Origin of the sequence: Plantibacter sp. MCCC 1A11337, from assembly GCF_013349365.1 — a bacterium.
Lineage (GTDB): Bacteria > Actinomycetota > Actinomycetes > Actinomycetales > Microbacteriaceae > Plantibacter > Plantibacter flavus_A.
Genome location: NZ_JABJWX010000001.1, coordinates 883,708 through 899,339 on the forward strand (window position 1 = coordinate 883,708; position 15,632 = coordinate 899,339).

General features: G+C 69.6%; 12 protein-coding genes. 4 read left to right on the top strand and 8 right to left on the bottom strand.

All coding sequences use genetic code 11. From position 1 onward, the window contains the following. Nucleotides 1-15: 15 nt before the first annotated feature. The 4 genes from HOW07_RS04090 to mfd all read right to left on the bottom strand — a co-directional run bounded on the left by HOW07_RS04090 (nucleotide 16) and on the right by mfd (nucleotide 6,852). Nucleotides 16-684: a MazG family protein gene (locus HOW07_RS04090; RefSeq protein ID WP_285039329.1), complete on the bottom strand. Its 669-nt coding sequence runs from the start codon at nucleotides 682-684 to the stop codon at nucleotides 16-18. Further along, nucleotides 681-2,132, bottom strand: a complete 1,452-nt coding sequence (locus HOW07_RS04095) for an aldehyde dehydrogenase family protein (RefSeq protein ID WP_175116157.1) — start codon at nucleotides 2,130-2,132, stop codon at nucleotides 681-683. Before HOW07_RS04095 ends, HOW07_RS04090 begins: the two co-directional genes overlap by 4 nt. A gap of 77 nt (nucleotides 2,133-2,209) precedes the next feature. Next, complete coding sequence (locus tag HOW07_RS04100; protein ID WP_175116158.1) at nucleotides 2,210-3,154, bottom strand: alpha/beta fold hydrolase; 945 nt, start codon at nucleotides 3,152-3,154, stop codon at nucleotides 2,210-2,212. Nucleotides 3,155-3,240: 86 nt separating this feature from the next. Next, nucleotides 3,241-6,852, bottom strand: coding sequence for a transcription-repair coupling factor (gene mfd / locus HOW07_RS04105; protein WP_175116159.1), 3,612 nt, complete (start codon nucleotides 6,850-6,852; stop codon nucleotides 3,241-3,243). A gap of 124 nt (nucleotides 6,853-6,976) precedes the next feature. On the opposite strand from mfd, the gene folP reads away from it, so the two are divergent. The 3 genes from folP (at nucleotide 6,977) to HOW07_RS04120 (ending at nucleotide 10,839) form a co-directional block, all read left to right on the top strand. Further along, nucleotides 6,977-7,909, top strand: coding sequence for a dihydropteroate synthase (gene folP / locus HOW07_RS04110; RefSeq protein WP_175116160.1), 933 nt, complete (start codon nucleotides 6,977-6,979; stop codon nucleotides 7,907-7,909). Nucleotides 7,910-7,931: 22 nt separating this feature from the next. Beyond that, complete coding sequence (locus HOW07_RS04115) at nucleotides 7,932-8,684, top strand: pyrimidine reductase family protein (protein ID WP_079001997.1); 753 nt, start codon at nucleotides 7,932-7,934, stop codon at nucleotides 8,682-8,684. 112 nt (nucleotides 8,685-8,796) lie between these two features. Continuing rightward, complete coding sequence (locus HOW07_RS04120; protein ID WP_175116161.1) at nucleotides 8,797-10,839, top strand: Ig-like domain-containing protein; 2,043 nt, start codon at nucleotides 8,797-8,799, stop codon at nucleotides 10,837-10,839. A gap of 7 nt (nucleotides 10,840-10,846) precedes the next feature. On the opposite strand, the gene pth is transcribed toward HOW07_RS04120, so the two are convergent. From pth to HOW07_RS04135, 3 genes are all read right to left on the bottom strand, one after another. Then, on the bottom strand, nucleotides 10,847-11,428 hold the full coding sequence (gene pth, locus HOW07_RS04125) for an aminoacyl-tRNA hydrolase (RefSeq protein WP_175116162.1): 582 nt from the start codon (nucleotides 11,426-11,428) through the stop codon (nucleotides 10,847-10,849). Nucleotides 11,429-11,556: 128 nt separating this feature from the next. Further along, entirely contained in the window at nucleotides 11,557-12,171 is a 615-nt protein-coding gene (locus HOW07_RS04130) for a 50S ribosomal protein L25/general stress protein Ctc (RefSeq protein WP_064296478.1), read from the bottom strand. Between the two features lie 174 nt (nucleotides 12,172-12,345). Then, nucleotides 12,346-12,849: a gluconokinase gene (locus HOW07_RS04135; RefSeq protein WP_371743574.1), complete on the bottom strand. Its 504-nt coding sequence runs from the start codon at nucleotides 12,847-12,849 to the stop codon at nucleotides 12,346-12,348. Between the two features lie 266 nt (nucleotides 12,850-13,115). On the opposite strand from HOW07_RS04135, the gene gndA reads away from it, so the two are divergent. After that, the gene (gene gndA, locus HOW07_RS04140) at nucleotides 13,116-14,576 is read left to right on the top strand and encodes an NADP-dependent phosphogluconate dehydrogenase (RefSeq protein ID WP_121289895.1); all 1,461 of its coding nucleotides are present in this window, start codon (nucleotides 13,116-13,118) and stop codon (nucleotides 14,574-14,576) included. 74 nt (nucleotides 14,577-14,650) lie between these two features. Here gndA and HOW07_RS04145 read toward each other — a convergent pair whose 3' ends face one another. Beyond that, a complete protein-coding gene (locus HOW07_RS04145; protein ID WP_064296480.1) occupies nucleotides 14,651-15,628 on the bottom strand; it encodes a ribose-phosphate diphosphokinase in 978 nt (325 codons plus the stop codon). Nucleotides 15,629-15,632 lie beyond the last annotated feature (4 nt).

Genomic DNA, 15,632 nt, shown 5'->3' on the forward strand with positions numbered 1-15,632 from the left:
CCCGGTGACCCTCGCTCAGTCGTCGGTCGGTGATGCCACCGGACGCTCGGCGTCCCGCACCCGCGCGCTCAACCGACGGACGGCACCCCGGAGCGCCCGTTCCGCGTCGAGCCCGTTCGCCCGTGCTGCAGCGACCACGGCGAGGAGCTGCTCCCCCAGGGCGTCCTCGTCGTCGACGACATCGGCGACGGCCATCGGTCCGACTCCGAGCGGCACGGCCCTGCCGAGCACCTTGTCGGCCAGGGCGAGCGACGGCATCCCCTGCGGAATCCCCTCGAGCGCGCTGCTGCGCTTCGCCTTCTCCTCGGCCTTCGCGGCGTTCCAGACGCGCACCACGTCCTCCGGGGTCGGCGCTGCTTCGTCGCCGAACACGTGCGGATGACGGTGGACCATCTTGTGGGTGACGGCCTCGGCGACGTCGTCGAAGTCGAACGGTGCATCGGCGTCACGGGATGCGATCTCCGCATGGAAGACGACCTGCCACAGTACGTCGCCGAGTTCCTCGACGAGTTCGTCGCGCGTCCCGGCCTCGACCGCTTCGACGAGCTCGTAGCTCTCCTCGATGAGGTACGGCACGAGCATGTCGTGATCGATGCCCTGCGTCCACACACAGCGGTCGCGGATCTGCCGCATGGCGTCGACGAGGCGCTCAGCGGAGGTGTCGCCGACGGGCTCGCTGCTCACCGACGGGCTCCCCACGGGCGGCGGCCGTCGGTGCTGCCGGTCTTCGAGATCAATCGCGCGATCCGGTCGCGCGCTTCGGTGAAAGGCGGGTAGACGAGCGACAGCGTGTCCGGAGACAGCGGCTTGGAGAACACCGCCTTCGCGTGACTGAACGTGTCGAAGGAATGGCGACCGTGATACGCGCCCATTCCGCTGGCCCCGACACCGCCGAACGGCAGACCCGGCACGAGGAGGTGGGCGGCCGGCACGCCGAACGCCAACGCGCCGGAGGAGGTGTCGCGCGTGAACCGCTTCCGCGTGGCGCGGTCATCGCTGAAGACGTAAAGCGCGAGCGGTTTCTCCCCCGCCCGGATGTGCGCGATGGCCTGTTCGAGCCCGGACACGTGGAGGATCGGCAGGATCGGACCGAAGATCTCCTCCTGCATGATCGACGCCGAAGCGTCGACGCCGTTCACGACGGTCGGGGCGATGTACCGTTCCGAGGCGTCGACCTCGCCGCCGAGGGCCGGTTCGAGACCGTCGAGCAGACCGCTGACCCGGTCGAAGTGCCTGTCGGAGATGATGCGGCCGTAGTCGGCACTGTCGGCGGGGTCCGGGCCGTAGAGGGCTGCGATCGCGTCGCGCAGGTACGGGACGAGCCGATCGGCGACCGACCGCGTCGCGAGCAGGTAGTCGGGGGCGACGCAGGTCTGGCCGGCGTTCATGAGCTTGCCCCAGACGATCCGGCGGGCCGCATCCGCGAGGTCGACGGTGTCGTCGACGTACACCGGCGACTTCCCGCCGAGTTCCAGGGTGATCGGGGTCAGATGCTCCGCCGCGGCCCGGGCGACGACCTTGCCCACGGTGGCGCCACCCGTGTAGAAGATGTGGTCGAACCGCTCGGCGAGGAGGGCGGTGGCGACCGCCGCATCGCCCTCGACGACCGCGACGGCACGGTCGTCGAGGTACTCCGGGAGGAGGCGCGCGAGTGCGGCGCTCGTGGCGGGGGCGAGCTCGCTGGGCTTCAGCAGGACGGCGTCACCCGCGGCGAGCGCCCCGATGACGGGACCGATGCAGAGCTGGACCGGATAGTTCCACGGGCCGATGACGAGGACGACGCCGACCGGTTCCGCCACGACCGATGCCGACGCGGGGGCGAGGGTGAGCGGCACCGCAACGCGTCGAGGCCGCACCCAGCGCTTGAGGTGCTTCAGCGTGTGGTCGATCTCGCCGACGAGGAGGCCGATCTCGGTGATCTGCGCCTCGGTGCCGCTCTTGCCCAGGTCGGTCGCCAGCGCCCGCTCGAGCTCGCCACCGCGTTCGAGGAGCAGTTGTTTCAGCGCTCGGAGTTGACGGAGCCGCCAGGCCACGGGCTTCGTGGTGCCGCGGTCGAAGGTCTGTCGGAGCCGGGCCACGGCGTCGGCCACGACCACCTGCGGCTCCTGCTTCGTCCGGATGCTGGTCGCCATGGGTTCCTCCGACTCGACGGGATCGTGGGCACCAGCATACGTCCGTCCGCAGACCGACGGCCTGGCCCGTCGACCGGCTACCCGACGCCCGGAGTCGCGAGGAAGCGGTCGACGTCCGCGGCGATCTCGCGGGACTTCGTGTGGTGCAGGTAGTGGTCGGCGTCGAGCGGCACGACCTCGCCTCGGTCGACGCTCGCAGCCTGCTCCTCATGGAGCGGCAGCCACCCCTCCACCGTCAGGTTGTCCCGCTGGGCGAAGAGCAGCACCGGGAGGTCCGTCGGGAAGGTCTTCCCCTTCGCCGCACGGAAGTTCGCCCCGATGCGCGACATCTCGTCCGAGGACGTCGCACTCGAGGTGTTGCGCAGCGAGATCATCCCGAGCTGCTCACGCGTGTGCTGGTCGTACGGCGGATCGGGGTACGGGTCGCCCGACAGCGCCGTGACGACCCGGGTGATGCCGAGCGCCTTCGCCGCACGCAGGGCGCCGACCGGCAGCGCGGCGTCCATGCCCGGCTGATCGGGCACGCTGCTGTCGACACCGACGAACGCCGTCACCTCGTCGCGGAACCGCTCGACGTAGTCCAGCGCGTAGATCCCCGCGATGGAGTGCCCCATCAACACGTACCGGTCGGTGCCGAGCCCGGCGACCGCCTCGTGGATCTCGGACACGATGTTCTCGGTCGTTCGCGGCACGTCGGTCTGGTCGCTCAGCCCGTAACCGAAGGGCTCGACCACGATCACCCGGTACGACGACGAGAGCTCCCCGACGAGCGGCGAGAAGTCGAGCACGGGCGAACCGGTGCCGAAGCCGGGCAGGAGGACGATCGTCTGATCACCGTCTCCCGTCACCGACACGTTCATGCGTTTACCGTCGACCTCGACCCGCTGCCCGTACTCCTCGATGCGCGTGGCTTCAGCAGCGGATGCGGCGGTGTTGACGATGGTGGTCGTGAGGAGCCCGGCGAGCACGAGCGCTACGAGCGCCACGACCCCAGTGAGGACGATGCGGAGGAACTTCTTCATCCCTCCACGCTAGGGATGGACGACGGCTGTCGGATCGGCCGCGGGTACCGCCGCTGTCGTCCCGCGGGCCCATCTCCTGCTGCCCGCTAGGACGACGTCGAGCCCTCCGGCAGCGGGTAGATCGCGTTCAGGAACTGCTGCACCCAGGCGATGAGGTCGGTGTCGGCCAGCGGTTCGTCGCCGACGCGCGGCAACGGCACGATGACGGTGTTCGTCTGGGCCAGGTACTTCGCGCCGGGATACATGCGTCGCAACCGCGTCTGAATCGAGTCGGGGAGGTCGGCAGGGGTGACCCGCAGGTTCGGTCCGACGGCGATGAGGTCGCTGAGTCCCGAGCGCTGCGCACGCTGGCGGAGCCTCGAGACGGCGATGAGCGTGCTCACCTGCGCCGGCGGCTCGCCGTAGCGGTCGGTGAGTTCGTCGATCACGAGGTCGATCTGACCGTCCTTCGCCGCCGGCCCGGACGCGGCCGACAGCTTCTGGTAGGCCTCCAGCCGCAGCCGCTCACTGTCGACGTACTCCTCGGGGATGTGTGCGTCGACGGGTAGCTCGAGCCGGAGCTCGGTCTGCCCCTCGGCGACGTCGCCTCGGAAGGTGGACACGGCCTCGCCGATCATGCGGAGATAGAGGTCGAAGCCCACTCCCGCGATGTGGCCGGCCTGCTCACCGCCGAGCATGTTGCCGGCGCCACGGATCTCGAGGTCCTTCAGGGCGACCTGCATACCGCTGCCGAGCTCGTTGTTGGCCGCGATGGTCGAGAGCCGGTCGTGGGCGGTCTCGGAGAGCGGCTTGTGCTCGTCGTAGAGGAAGTAGGCGTAGGCGCGCTCACGACCTCGCCCGACACGACCCCGCAGCTGGTGCAGCTGGCTCAGTCCGTACTTGTCGGCGCGGTCGATGATGATCGTGTTGGCGTTCGAGATGTCGAGGCCGGTCTCGATGATCGTCGTGCAGACGAGGACGTCGAAGCGGCGCTCCCAGAAGTCGACCACGACCTGTTCGAGCGCGGCCTCGCCGAGCTGACCGTGAGCGATGGCGATGCGTGCCTCGGGGACGAGCTCCGCGAGGTCCGCCGCGACCCGGCTGATGGACGAGACCCGGTTGTGCACGAAGAAGATCTGGCCTTCGCGCAGGAGCTCGCGCCGGATCGCCGCACCGACCTGCTTGCCGTTGTACGGACCGACGAAGGACAGGATCGGGTGGCGGTCCTCCGGTGGCGTGGCGAGCGTGGACATCTCCCGGATGCCGGTGACCGCCATCTCGAGCGTGCGCGGGATCGGGGTCGCGCTCATGGCCAGGATGTCGACGTTCGTCTTCAACTTCTTGAGGGCGTCCTTGTGCTCGACACCGAACCGCTGCTCCTCGTCGATGATCACGAGACCGAGGTCCTTGAACTGCACCTTGTCGGTGAGGAGCCGGTGCGTCCCGATGATGACGTCGACCGTGCCGTCGGCGAGTCCGGCGAGCGCCTCCCGAGCCTCCTTGTCGGACTGGAACCGGCTGAGCGGCCGCAGGTGTACCGGGAACCCGGCGAACCGCTCCTGGAAGGTCTCGAAGTGCTGCTTGACGAGCAGCGTGGTCGGCACCAGCATCGCGACCTGCTTGCCGTCCTGGACGGCCTTGAACGCGGCACGGACGGCGACCTCGGTCTTCCCGAACCCCACGTCGCCGGAGAGGAGGCGGTCCATCGGGATCTCGCGCTCCATGTCGGCCTTGACCTCGTCGATGGTCTGCAGCTGGTCGGGGGTCTCCGCGAACGGGAACGCCTCCTCGAGCTCGCGCTGCCATGGGGTGTCGGGGCCGAAGGCGTGCCCCTTCGACGCCATGCGCGCCGAGTAGAGCTTGACCAGCTCGACGGCGATGTCGCGGACGGCCTTGCGCGCCTTGCTCTTCGCCTGCGACCAGTCGCTGCCGCCCATCTTGCTGAGCTGCGGAGCCTCGCCGCCCACGTAGCGGGTGAGCAGGTCGAGCTGGTCCGTGGGGACGAGCAGCTTGTCGCCCGGGTACCCGCGCTTGGAGGGTGCGTACTCGAGGACGAGGTACTCGCGGGTGCTCTTCACCGGGTTGCGTCCGCCGCTCGAGACCTCGCGCTGGGTCATCTCGACGAACTTGCCGATGCCGTGGGTCTGGTGCACGACGAAGTCGCCGGACCGGAGCTGCATCGGGTCGACGACGTTCTTGCGTCGGGTGGCGAGCTTCTTGACCAGGCGCGAGTCGTACCCGGCGGTGCGTCCGTAGAACTCGGTCTCGCCGAGCAGCATGAGCTTCGACGTCTCGAGCTCGAAACCGCCCTCGACGTCGGCCTGCAGCAGGTAGGCGACGCCGGGCTCCGGGTCGGCGGGCAGCTCGTCGACCATGCGAGCGGCGATCTCGTGCTCGGCGAGGACGTCCGCCGCGCGCTCGACGAGACCGACCCCGCGGGCGGCGACGACGACCGTCCACCCCTCGCGGATGCGGTCGGCGACGTGTTCGATGGCGCCCTCGACGTTGCCGTGGAAGCTCGGCACGGTGTCGCCGTCGACCGTGACGGTGAGGAGCTCGTCGAGTTCGAGGTGCTCCGGGAGCGTCTCGACGTCGGGGCCGGCGCGGAAGCCGCTGAACGTCCACCACGGGTGGTCGGCTGCCGGCTGGCCGGGAGCGCTGAAGGTGACGGACTCCTTCAGGGCGCCCAGCGAGATGAAGTCGCCGGAGGCGAGGTCGATCGGCGCGTTCGCACCGACGGTCGCGGCGCTCCATGCGGCGGCGAGGAACTCGCGATTCGTCTCGGCGAGGCTGATCGACCGCGTGACGACGCGCTCCGGCGACACGACGGCGACGGCCGCTCCATCCGGCAGGTAGTGGGTGATCGGGACGAGGCGGTCGACGAGGGCCGGGGAGAGGGACTCCATGCCCTCCACCGCGATGCCCTCCGCGATCTTCACGAGGATGCCGGTGAGGCTCGGGAACTCGTGCTGCATCTCCGCGGCGCGCTGCCGGACGGCCGGGCTGAGAAGCAGTTCCCGAGATGGCGGCAGGCGGATCGCGTCGACCGGCTCGGGCAGCGATCGCTGGTCGGCGACCGAGAACGCCCGGATGCCGTCGACCTCGTCGCCGAAGAACTCGACCCGGTACGGGTGGTCGGCGACCGGAGGGAAGACGTCGAGGATGCCACCGCGCAACGCGAACTCACCACGCCGCGAGACCATGTCGACCCGGGTGTACGCGAGTTCGACGAGGCGCAGCGCGATCGCGGCGAGGTCGTGCCCGCGACCGCCCTGGACGAGCTCGATCGGAGCGGTCTCGGTGAGGTTGTCGGCCACGGGCTGCAGCGCGGCGCGAACGGAGGCGACGAGGAGGAACGGCCGCTCCCCTGTCCAGGCGCCGAGCCGCCGCAGCGCCTCCAGGCGTCGGCCGACGATCTCAGCGCTCGGGCTGAGGCGTTCGTGCGGCAGGGTCTCCCAGGCCGGGAACTCGACGATCTCGGCCTCGGGCATGAGGTCGCTGAGCGCGGAGCGGAGCCGCTCGGAGTCACGGCCGGTCGCGGTGACGACGAGGGCCGCCTGGGCGGCACCCTGCCGACCGCGCTCGTCCATGAGCGCCGCGAGGAGCGGTGCACGCAGCCCGTCGATCACGGAGAAGTCCGCGCTCTTGCCCGCGTACGCGAGGGCATCGTCGATCGTTGCGGCGCGCCGAAGCGCGTGAGTCAAACCCTGAAGCGTCACCGGGACAGCCTACGCCGAGCCACCGACACCCATGACCCGATCGCCCGCCGGTCACCGCTGTCAATCGGCTGCGGACGACGCGTCACGCGGCATCCTCGCGCGCCGGACGCGTCATGATTGACCCATGACGAGCACGGAGCCCCGGTCAGACCGACACCCCGAACGGACCGGCGGCTTCCCGCTCCCCCCGATCCGCCAACCGATCCGCCGGATCGGAGCGCGGACGTTCGACTTCTCGAAGCAGGTCGCGGTCATGGCGATCATCAACCGCACCCCGGACTCCTTCTTCGACCAGGGCGCGACGTTCTTACTCGACCGCGCCGTCGACGCCGCCGTGACCGCCGCAGAACAGGGCGCCGACTGGGTCGACATCGGCGGAGCCAAGTTCGCCCCCGGGCCGGAGATCCCCACCGCCGAGGAGATCGACCGCGTGCTCCCCGTCGTCGAGGCGCTCGCCGCACGGAGCGACGTCGTCATCTCCGTCGACACCTTCCGCCCCGAGGTGGCCGCGGCCTGCATCGCGGCGGGCGCCTCCGTCATCAACGACACCACGGGGATCCACGATCCGGCGCTCGCGGACGTCGTCGCAGCGAGCGAGGCCACCCTCGTCATCACGCACAGTCTCGCCAGGCCCAGGCAGCCGCATCCCCGTCCCCACTACGACGACGTCGCCGGTGAGGTCGCCGCCTTCCTCACAGCCCGCGTCGACCTCGCGCTCTCGCACGGCATCCCCGAGTCGCGGCTCATCGTCGACCCCGGGCACGACCTCAACAAGAACACCGTGCAGACGCTCGAACTCACCCGGCGGTTCGACGAGATCGCCGCGCTCGGGCTGCCGACGCTCGCCGCGGTCTCGAACAAGGACTTCATCGGCGAGTCCCTCGACCGGCCGAAGTCGGAACGGCTTGAGGGCTCCCTGGTGTCCGCCGCGGCGTGCGTCCTCCTCGGTGCCCGCATCGTGCGGATGCACGCCGTGCCCGAGTCGATCGCGGCCGTGCGGATGACCGAGGCGATCCTCGGCTTCCGCGCACCGGTGGCGCCCGTCCACAACGTCTGATCCGGAACCCTCGAGGAGTCACATGAGCACCCCCAGCATCACGAGCCTGGTCCCCGCGCAGGACCGACCGCTGTCGGTTGACGAGCTCGTGGCGGCCTACACCGTCGAGGACCGCTCCGTCACGACCGTCCGCGTGAACTTCGTGACGAGCCTGGACGGTGGAGCGACCGTCGACGGAGTCTCCGGCGGGCTCGGCGGCCCTGCCGACAAGACCGTGTTCGACATCCTGCGTCGACTCGCCGATGTCGTGCTCGTCGGTGCCGGCACCGTGCGCGACGAGGGCTACGGTGCCATGCGGCTCGATGTCGACGCCGCGATGTGGCGCGACGACCACGACCTCCCCCTGCACCCGGTGTTCGCGATCGTGTCGGGCTCGCTCGACCTCGACCTGCGCTCGGAGGTCTTCACCCAGGCTCCGGTCAGGCCGCTCGTCGTGACGACCGACCGCGCCGACCCCGCGAAGCGCGCAGCACTCGAGGCGGTCGCCGACGTGGTCGCGTGCGGCGAGGAACACGTCGAACCGGCGCGAGTCGTCCAGGCACTCTCCGACCGTGGTCTGCGGCAGATCCTGTGCGAGGGTGGGCCGGCGCTCTTCGGCTCGTTCATCGCCGCCGACGCCGTCGACGAGCTCTGCCTGACGATCAGTCCGGCGCTCGTCGGCGGAGAGAGCGTCCGGGTCGCTGCGGGTCCCGCGTCCGAAGCACCGCGACCGATGCGGTTGCAGCACCTCCTGCGCGCGGACGAGCTGTTGATCTCGCGGTACGTACGCGCCTGAGCCGTCGGCGTCCGCTTCTTCGGGTATTCACCCCTCGATCGTCTGATATCTCAGCAGACCAGCACTGCTACGCTGGCGGCCTCCCCCATCCGATGATTTCTTGGGATGCTGCATGCGCGTTTCGACCAGCCCACTCCGTCCGATCCTGACCACGACGCTCGTGCTGGCAGTCGGATGGACCCTCTCGATGATCCAAACGGCCCCGGCCGGAGCGGCGGCCTCCGGGCCACCGACTGACGCAGCAGGCACTCCACGCGGTGAGGTCTTCCACGAGGACTTCGAACGCGCCCCCGACACCGGTACGCCCATGTCGATCCGCGATTACCTGGGCCATTCGGACCTGCGGTTCGACGCCGACGACTTCTGGACGGACCGAGCGGCATGCAACGGCTTCATCCTGTCCGCCTCCGTGACGGGCGCCGAGCCCGGCGACTGCCTCGATGCCGCGAGCGCCATGGCGAACGTCCGCGCCCTCGCCGGAGTGCTGGGCGTCCTCAACGGCACCGGTCCCGGGACCAACTCCGCCGTTGCGGCCTATACCCAGACGAACGGTCCAGACGGCGCGGTCGAACTGGAGACGACCACGCCGATCCCACTTGCTACCGGCACTGGCCGCTTCCTGACCGCCTCCGTGAACGTCGCGTCCCTGAACTGCTTCGCAGCGGTGCCCACCGCACTGCAGCTGGCGCTGCGAACCTCCGACGGCGTCGAACACCCGGTGTCCGAGCAGGCGATCGATCCGTGCACGGACGACCGTGCCGAATCGTTCAGCCACGGCGGCGTCTCGGCTCGTGCCGGCCACTTCGCGGCCGACTCCTCCATCTTCATCGACGATGATTCGATCGGCGTCGTGATGCGAAACGGACGTGGCGGCGGATCGGGCAACGACCACGCCTTCGACGATCTGAGCATCATCGACCTGACCCCGACCCTCGATGTCGAGCTGTCGCAGGACACCGCCGTCGTCGGTGAGACGGTCCGTCTCCGCTTCATCGTGCACAACACCCCGGAACTCGCCGCGAAGGCCGGCTGGTCCGTGCGGACGGTCCTGCCCGGCGGACTCGCGGTCACAGCCGATCCGCGAGTGACCACGAGCTGCACGGCAGAGGTGACCGCTCCTGGGGCCGGGGCCGACATCGCGTTCACCGGCGACCTCGCGGCGGGACAGGAGTCCTGCACGATCGAGGTCGACGTCACACCGGTCGCTCGCGGCTCGCTGACCGTCGCCGTGGAGGGTGACGCCGTCCGCGGGCTCGACCTCGGCTCGCAGCCGGCCCTGAGCGCCGTCGACCGGGTCGTGATCGAGAGCCCGGCATCCGGCGCCGTCGTGGAGTCCTCACGACCGACTTCCGCCGGAACGGGCGAGCCGGGCGCCGACATCGCCGTGCGCGACGGCGAGGGCCACACCCTGTGTGAGACCACCGTGGACCCGGCCGGCCGCTGGAGTTGCGCAAGCACCGATGTCGTCGAGTCCGGCGAGGCGGTCGTCCGCGTGGAGCAGACCGCCGCGGGGCTCAGCAGCACGGACGAGACCACCTATCGCGTGCTCGTCCCCGCGCTGGCCGTGGAGGGCACCGTCCACCTCGAGATCCAGGGTGCCGACGGATCGTGGGTTCCGGTCGAGGGCGAGACCGTCACGATCGACCCCGGTGACCGCTTGCGTGTCATCGCGACGGTCACGAACACCGGCGAGAACGCGCTGGGCGACATCACCCTCGCCGAGACGCCGGACACCCGCCTCACCTGCAGCAGCGAGTTCATCGAGCCTGGTGCCTCGACGGTCTGCACCAGCACTGAGCCGCTCGTCCTGACACCGACCGCACTCGACCACGGCTCGTTCTCCCACACGTTCGAGGCGGTCCTGACCGGGTATTCGCGCGCGTCGGACCTCGCCCCCACCGGGTCGGTGACGTCCGCCGTCGCCGGTCGCCTACCGCTCCCGGACGCACCCCGTGTCTCGACGGGGGCGCTCCACACCTCGCTCGGCATCGTGTGGGGGCTCGCTCCACTCCAACCGGAGGCTCCGTTGGCCCGGACGGGAGCCGAGGTCCCCAGCTCAGCCGCACTGCTCATCAGCGGGCTGCTCCTGGTGGGCGCGACGCTCGTCGGCGCCGGCACGCGTCAGGCCCGACGCGACCGCTCACCGCTCAGCTGAGCGGGCGTCAGGCGCCGTGGAACCGGGTCTGTGCAGCCAACAGGCCCTCGTTCACGAGGAGTTCGACCGCGTCCGCGGCGTCCGAAATCAGCATCGGGAGCTGCTCCCGTTCCGTTCCCGCGAAGTCCTTGAGGACGAAGTCGGCGGCGTCCTGGCGGCCCGGCGGCCTCCCGATTCCGACCCGGACCCGCAGGAATTCCGGGGTCTTCAGCGCTGAGGCGATGTCGCGGATGCCGTTGTGCCCACCGTGCCCGCCGCCCTGCTTGAGCTTGATCGAGTCGAACGGGATGTCGAGCTCGTCGTGGACGGCGATGACATGGTCGGGGTCGACGGAGAAGAACTGGGCGAGCGCAGCGGTCGGGCCGCCGGAGAGGTTCATGTAACTGTTGGGCTTGCCGAGCACGAGTTTCGGGCCGCCGGGCACGAGACGCCCCTCAGCCACGCGCGCGTTGCCCTTGTGGGTCTTGAAGGTCCCGCCGATGCGCTTCGCGAGCTCGTCAAGGACCATCTGCCCGACGTTGTGCCGGTTGCGGGCGTACTGCTCGCCCGGGTTCCCGAGCCCGACGATGAGCCACGTGTCTGCAGCCATGCTGCCTTCCTGATCGAACGCCTCGGCCCGTCCGGTGAGACCGGCCAGAAACCGAGCGAACCTGCCGCCTGCCATGCTCCGAGACTATCGGGGCGGGCGGGCGACAGGTTCGTCTGCTGGAGTGGTGACTACTCGGCGGCCTCGGCCTCGGCTGCGGTCTCCTCGGCGGCGGCCTCAGCGGCCTCCGTCTCCTCGTCCACCGGAGCGGCCGGCACGGCGATCGCGACGATGAGGACGTCGGCCTCAGTGATGAGCGACGCGCCCTTCGGGAGCTCGAGGTCGCCGGCCAGGATCTGGGCGCCCTCTTCGAGGCCCTCGACGCTGACGGTGACGCGCTCGGGGATGTGGGTCGCTTCGACCTCGAGGCTCACCGTGGTGGCGTCCTGGTTGAGGATGGTGCCGGCGGCGGACTCGCCCTCGACGTGCACGGGGATGTCGACCTGGACCTTCTCGCCCTTCTTGACGACGATGAGGTCGAGGTGCTCGATGATCTGGCGCACGGGGTCCTTCTGGACGTCCTTGACCAGCGCGAGCTGGCCCTTGCCGTCGATGTCGAGCTCGAGCACCGCGTTGGACTTGCGGAGGATGAGCAGCATCTGGTGGCCGGGCAGCGAGACGTGCACGGGCTCGGTGCCGTGGCCGTAGAGCACGGCCGGGATCTTGCCGAGGGCACGGAGCTTGCGGGCTGCGCCCTTGCCGAACGATTCGCGGAGTTCCGCGGTGACCTTCAGGTCATCGGACATGATGTTCTCCTCACGGGTCTTGCACCCGGTTGGTCGTGCCGCGACGATGCGCGGCGGAATGGATGAGTCAACTCGAACGCGTATCTGCGTGAGGAAAAGCCGGAAGCCAGACCACCGCGTCGATCACGGAAGCTGCCACGGGCCGCTTCCCTCGCCGAAGTTCAGTGGGAGAGTCTATCGCACCGCGCTGAGGCCCGCGACCGCCTCGTCCACGATCTCGTCGACGGTGGCGTCGACGTCCACGACGAACCCCGGCTCGTCGACGTCCAGGTCCTCGAGGAGGGCGAACTGGGAGTCGAGGAGCGACGGCGGCATGAAGTGACCGCTCCTGCCCTCCATCCGGCGTCCGAGCACCTCGCGCGAGCCGTGGAGGAGCACGAACCGCACCCCTGGCGCCTCCGCGAGGATCGCCTCCCGGTAGACCCGTCGGAGTGCGGAGCAGGCCATCACGAGCCCGGTGTCCGAGGCGTCTGCCAGCGCTTTGCCCACGAGGGCGAGCCAGGGCCAGCGGTCGGGGTCCTCGAGCGGCGTGCCGGCGGCCATCTTCCGCACGTTCTCGAGCGGGTGCAGGGCGTCGGCATCGATGAAGGGCACCCCGAGCCGGTCTGCGATCAGCACTCCGGTCGTGCTCTTCCCCGACCCGGACACGCCCATGACGACGACGAGCGGTGCATTCACACGGAACCCCCTGCGGTCTCCGGCCGTCGGCCGGTCGGCCGGCTCGTCCGACCCGCACAGCACGATACCGGACACGCCCGCACGGCCCGCTCGGACCTCACCCGCACGCGGGGTCGTCAAGCGGTGGAGCGACACCTCCCTTTGCTACGGTTGCAGGACGGGCCGTGCCCGGATCGACGAGGGTGTCGCCGCTGTCCTGCAGCCGCCCCGTCGACTCCTGAGCACTCGGAACGCTTCCCGCATCACCCACTCTGAAGGAGAACCACATGGTGAACACCGCCGAAGCTCGCGCCAACATCGGCGTCGTCGGTCTGGCCGTCATGGGCAGCAACCTCGCGCGCAACCTGGCGAGCCGCGAGGGCAACACGGTCGCCGTGTACAACCGCTCCCCCGAACGCACCGACCTGCTCGTGAGCGAGCACCCCGAGGCCGGCTTCGTCGCGTCGAAGACCATCGAGGAGTTCGCCGCGTCGCTCTCGAAGCCACGTACCGCGATCATCATGGTGCAGGCGGGTAAGGGCACCGACGCCGTCATCCAGCAGCTCACCGAGGTCTTCGAGCCCGGCGACATCATCGTCGACGGCGGCAACGCACTCTTCACCGACACCATCCGCCGCGAGAAGGCCGTCCGCGAGACGGGCATCAACTTCGTCGGCGCCGGTATCTCCGGCGGCGAGGAGGGTGCGCTCAAGGGACCGTCGATCATGCCTGGTGGCTCCGCCGAAGCGTGGGAGACCCTCGGCCCCATCCTCAAGTCGATCGCCGCGATCGCCGAGGGTGAGCCCTGCGTCACCCACGTCGGCACCGACGGCGCCGGCCACTTCGTCAAGATGATCCACAACGGCATCGAGTACGCGGACATGCAGCTCATCGCCGAGGCCTACGACCTCATCCGTCGCGGCACCGGCAAGTCGCCGGCCGAGATCGCGGAGATCTTCGCCGAGTGGAACCGAGGCACACTCGAGAGCTACCTGATCGAGATCACCGCCGAGGTCCTCAAGCAGGTCGACGCGAAGACCGGGCAGCCGCTCGTCGACGTGATCCTCGACCAGGCCGGCGCCAAGGGCACCGGCGCGTGGACCGTTCAGACGGCACTCGACCTCGGCATCCCGGTGTCGGGCATCGCAGAAGCCGTGTTCGCCCGTTCGCTCTCGTCGAAGCCGGCGCAGCGCGCAGCGGCCCGCGAGCTCGCCGGTCCCTCCGAGGAGTGGACCGTCGCCGACCCCGACCAGTTCGTCGAGGACGTTCGCCAGGCGCTCTACGCGTCGAAGATCATCGCCTACTCGCAGGGCTTCGACGAGATCGTCGCCGGTGCCGAGCAGTACGGCTGGGACATCAAGAAGGGCGAGATCGCGAAGATCTGGCGTGGCGGCTGCATCATCCGTGCGCAGTTCCTCAACCGCATCACCGAGGCCTACGAGGAGAACCCCGAGCTGGTCGCCCTCGTGACGGCGCCCTACTTCAGCGACGCCGTCGCGGAGGCGCAGGACAGCTGGCGCCGCGTGGTCGTCGCGGCCGCTCAGGCGGGCATCCCCTCGCCGGCGTTCTCGTCGTCGCTGTCGTACTACGACGGCCTCCGCGCCGAACGTCTGCCCGCAGCGCTCGTCCAGGGCCAGCGCGACTTCTTCGGTGCGCACACCTACAAGCGCGTCGACCTCGACGGCACGTTCCACACCCTCTGGTCGGGCGACCGCAGTGAGGTCGAGCAGGAGGGTTCGAGCCACTAGCTCGCAGCCAGCAGACGCAGAACGCCCGGTCCGAGTCGGACCGGGCGTTCTGCGTACCAGCGGAAGGTGACGGGCTACGCGGCGCCGTCGAACATGCTCGTCACGGAGCCGTCGTCGAAGACCTCGTGGATCGCACGGGCGATGAGCGGCGCGATCGAGAGGACGGTCAGCTTGTCGAAGCGCTTGGCCTCATCGACCGGGAGGGTGTCGGTGACGACGACCGAGTCGATGGCGTCGCTCTGCAGGAGCTCCACCGCCGGGTCGGAGAACACCGCGTGGGTGGCCGCGACGACGACGCCGATGGCGCCGGCGTTCTTGAGTGCCTCGGCAGCCTTGACGATCGTGCGTCCGGTGTCGATCAGGTCGTCGACGAGCAGGCAGACCCTGCCCTCGACCTGGCCGACGATCTCGTGGACGCTGACCTGGTTGGGGACCAGCGGGTCGCGGCGCTTGTGGATGATGGCGAGCGGTGCGCCGAGCTTGTCGCTCCAGATGTCGGCCACGCGGACGCGGCCCATGTCGGGTGAGACGACCGTCAGCGTCGACGGGTCGAGCTTCGCGCGGAAGTGCTCGAGGAGGACCGGCATGGCGAAGAGGTGGTCGACGGGACCGTCGAAGAAGCCCTGGATCTGCGCGGCGTGGAGGTCGACCGACATGATGCGGTCGGCACCGGCGGCCTTGAAGAGGTCTGCGACGAGGCGGGCGGAGATGGGCTCGCGTCCGCGACCCTTCTTGTCCTGGCGCGCGTACGGGTAGAACGGGGCGACCACGGTGATGCGCTTGGCACTCGCGCGCTTGGCCGCGTCGACCATGATGAGCTGCTCCATGAGCCACTCGTTGATCGGAGCGGTGTGCGACTGGATGACGAAGACGTCGGTGCCGCGGATGCTCTCGTCGTACCGGGCGTAGATCTCGCCGTTGGCGAAGGTCCTGGCATCGGTGGGGAGGAGCTCGGAGTCGAGCTCCGCCGCGATCGCCTCGGCGAGCTCCGGGTGGGCTCGTCCGGAGACGAGGACCAGCTGCTTCTTGTTGTCCGCCGTGATGCCTGACACAGAC

Bases quoted from the DNA above. Each gene is read 5' to 3' on its own strand.
- HOW07_RS04095 (WP_175116157.1), bottom strand. From the start codon at position 2,132: ATGGCGACCAGCATCCGGACGAAGCAGGAGCCGCAGGTGGTCGTGGCC.
- HOW07_RS04100 (WP_175116158.1), bottom strand. From the start codon at position 3,154: ATGAAGAAGTTCCTCCGCATCGTCCTCACTGGGGTCGTGGCGCTCGTA.
- folP (WP_175116160.1), top strand. From the start codon at position 6,977: ATGACGAGCACGGAGCCCCGGTCAGACCGACACCCCGAACGGACCGGC.
- HOW07_RS04115 (WP_079001997.1), top strand. From the start codon at position 7,932: ATGAGCACCCCCAGCATCACGAGCCTGGTCCCCGCGCAGGACCGACCG.
- HOW07_RS04120 (WP_175116161.1), top strand. From the start codon at position 8,797: ATGCGCGTTTCGACCAGCCCACTCCGTCCGATCCTGACCACGACGCTC.
- pth (WP_175116162.1), bottom strand. From the start codon at position 11,428: ATGGCTGCAGACACGTGGCTCATCGTCGGGCTCGGGAACCCGGGCGAG.
- HOW07_RS04130 (WP_064296478.1), bottom strand. From the start codon at position 12,171: ATGTCCGATGACCTGAAGGTCACCGCGGAACTCCGCGAATCGTTCGGC.
- gndA (WP_121289895.1), top strand. From the start codon at position 13,116: ATGGTGAACACCGCCGAAGCTCGCGCCAACATCGGCGTCGTCGGTCTG.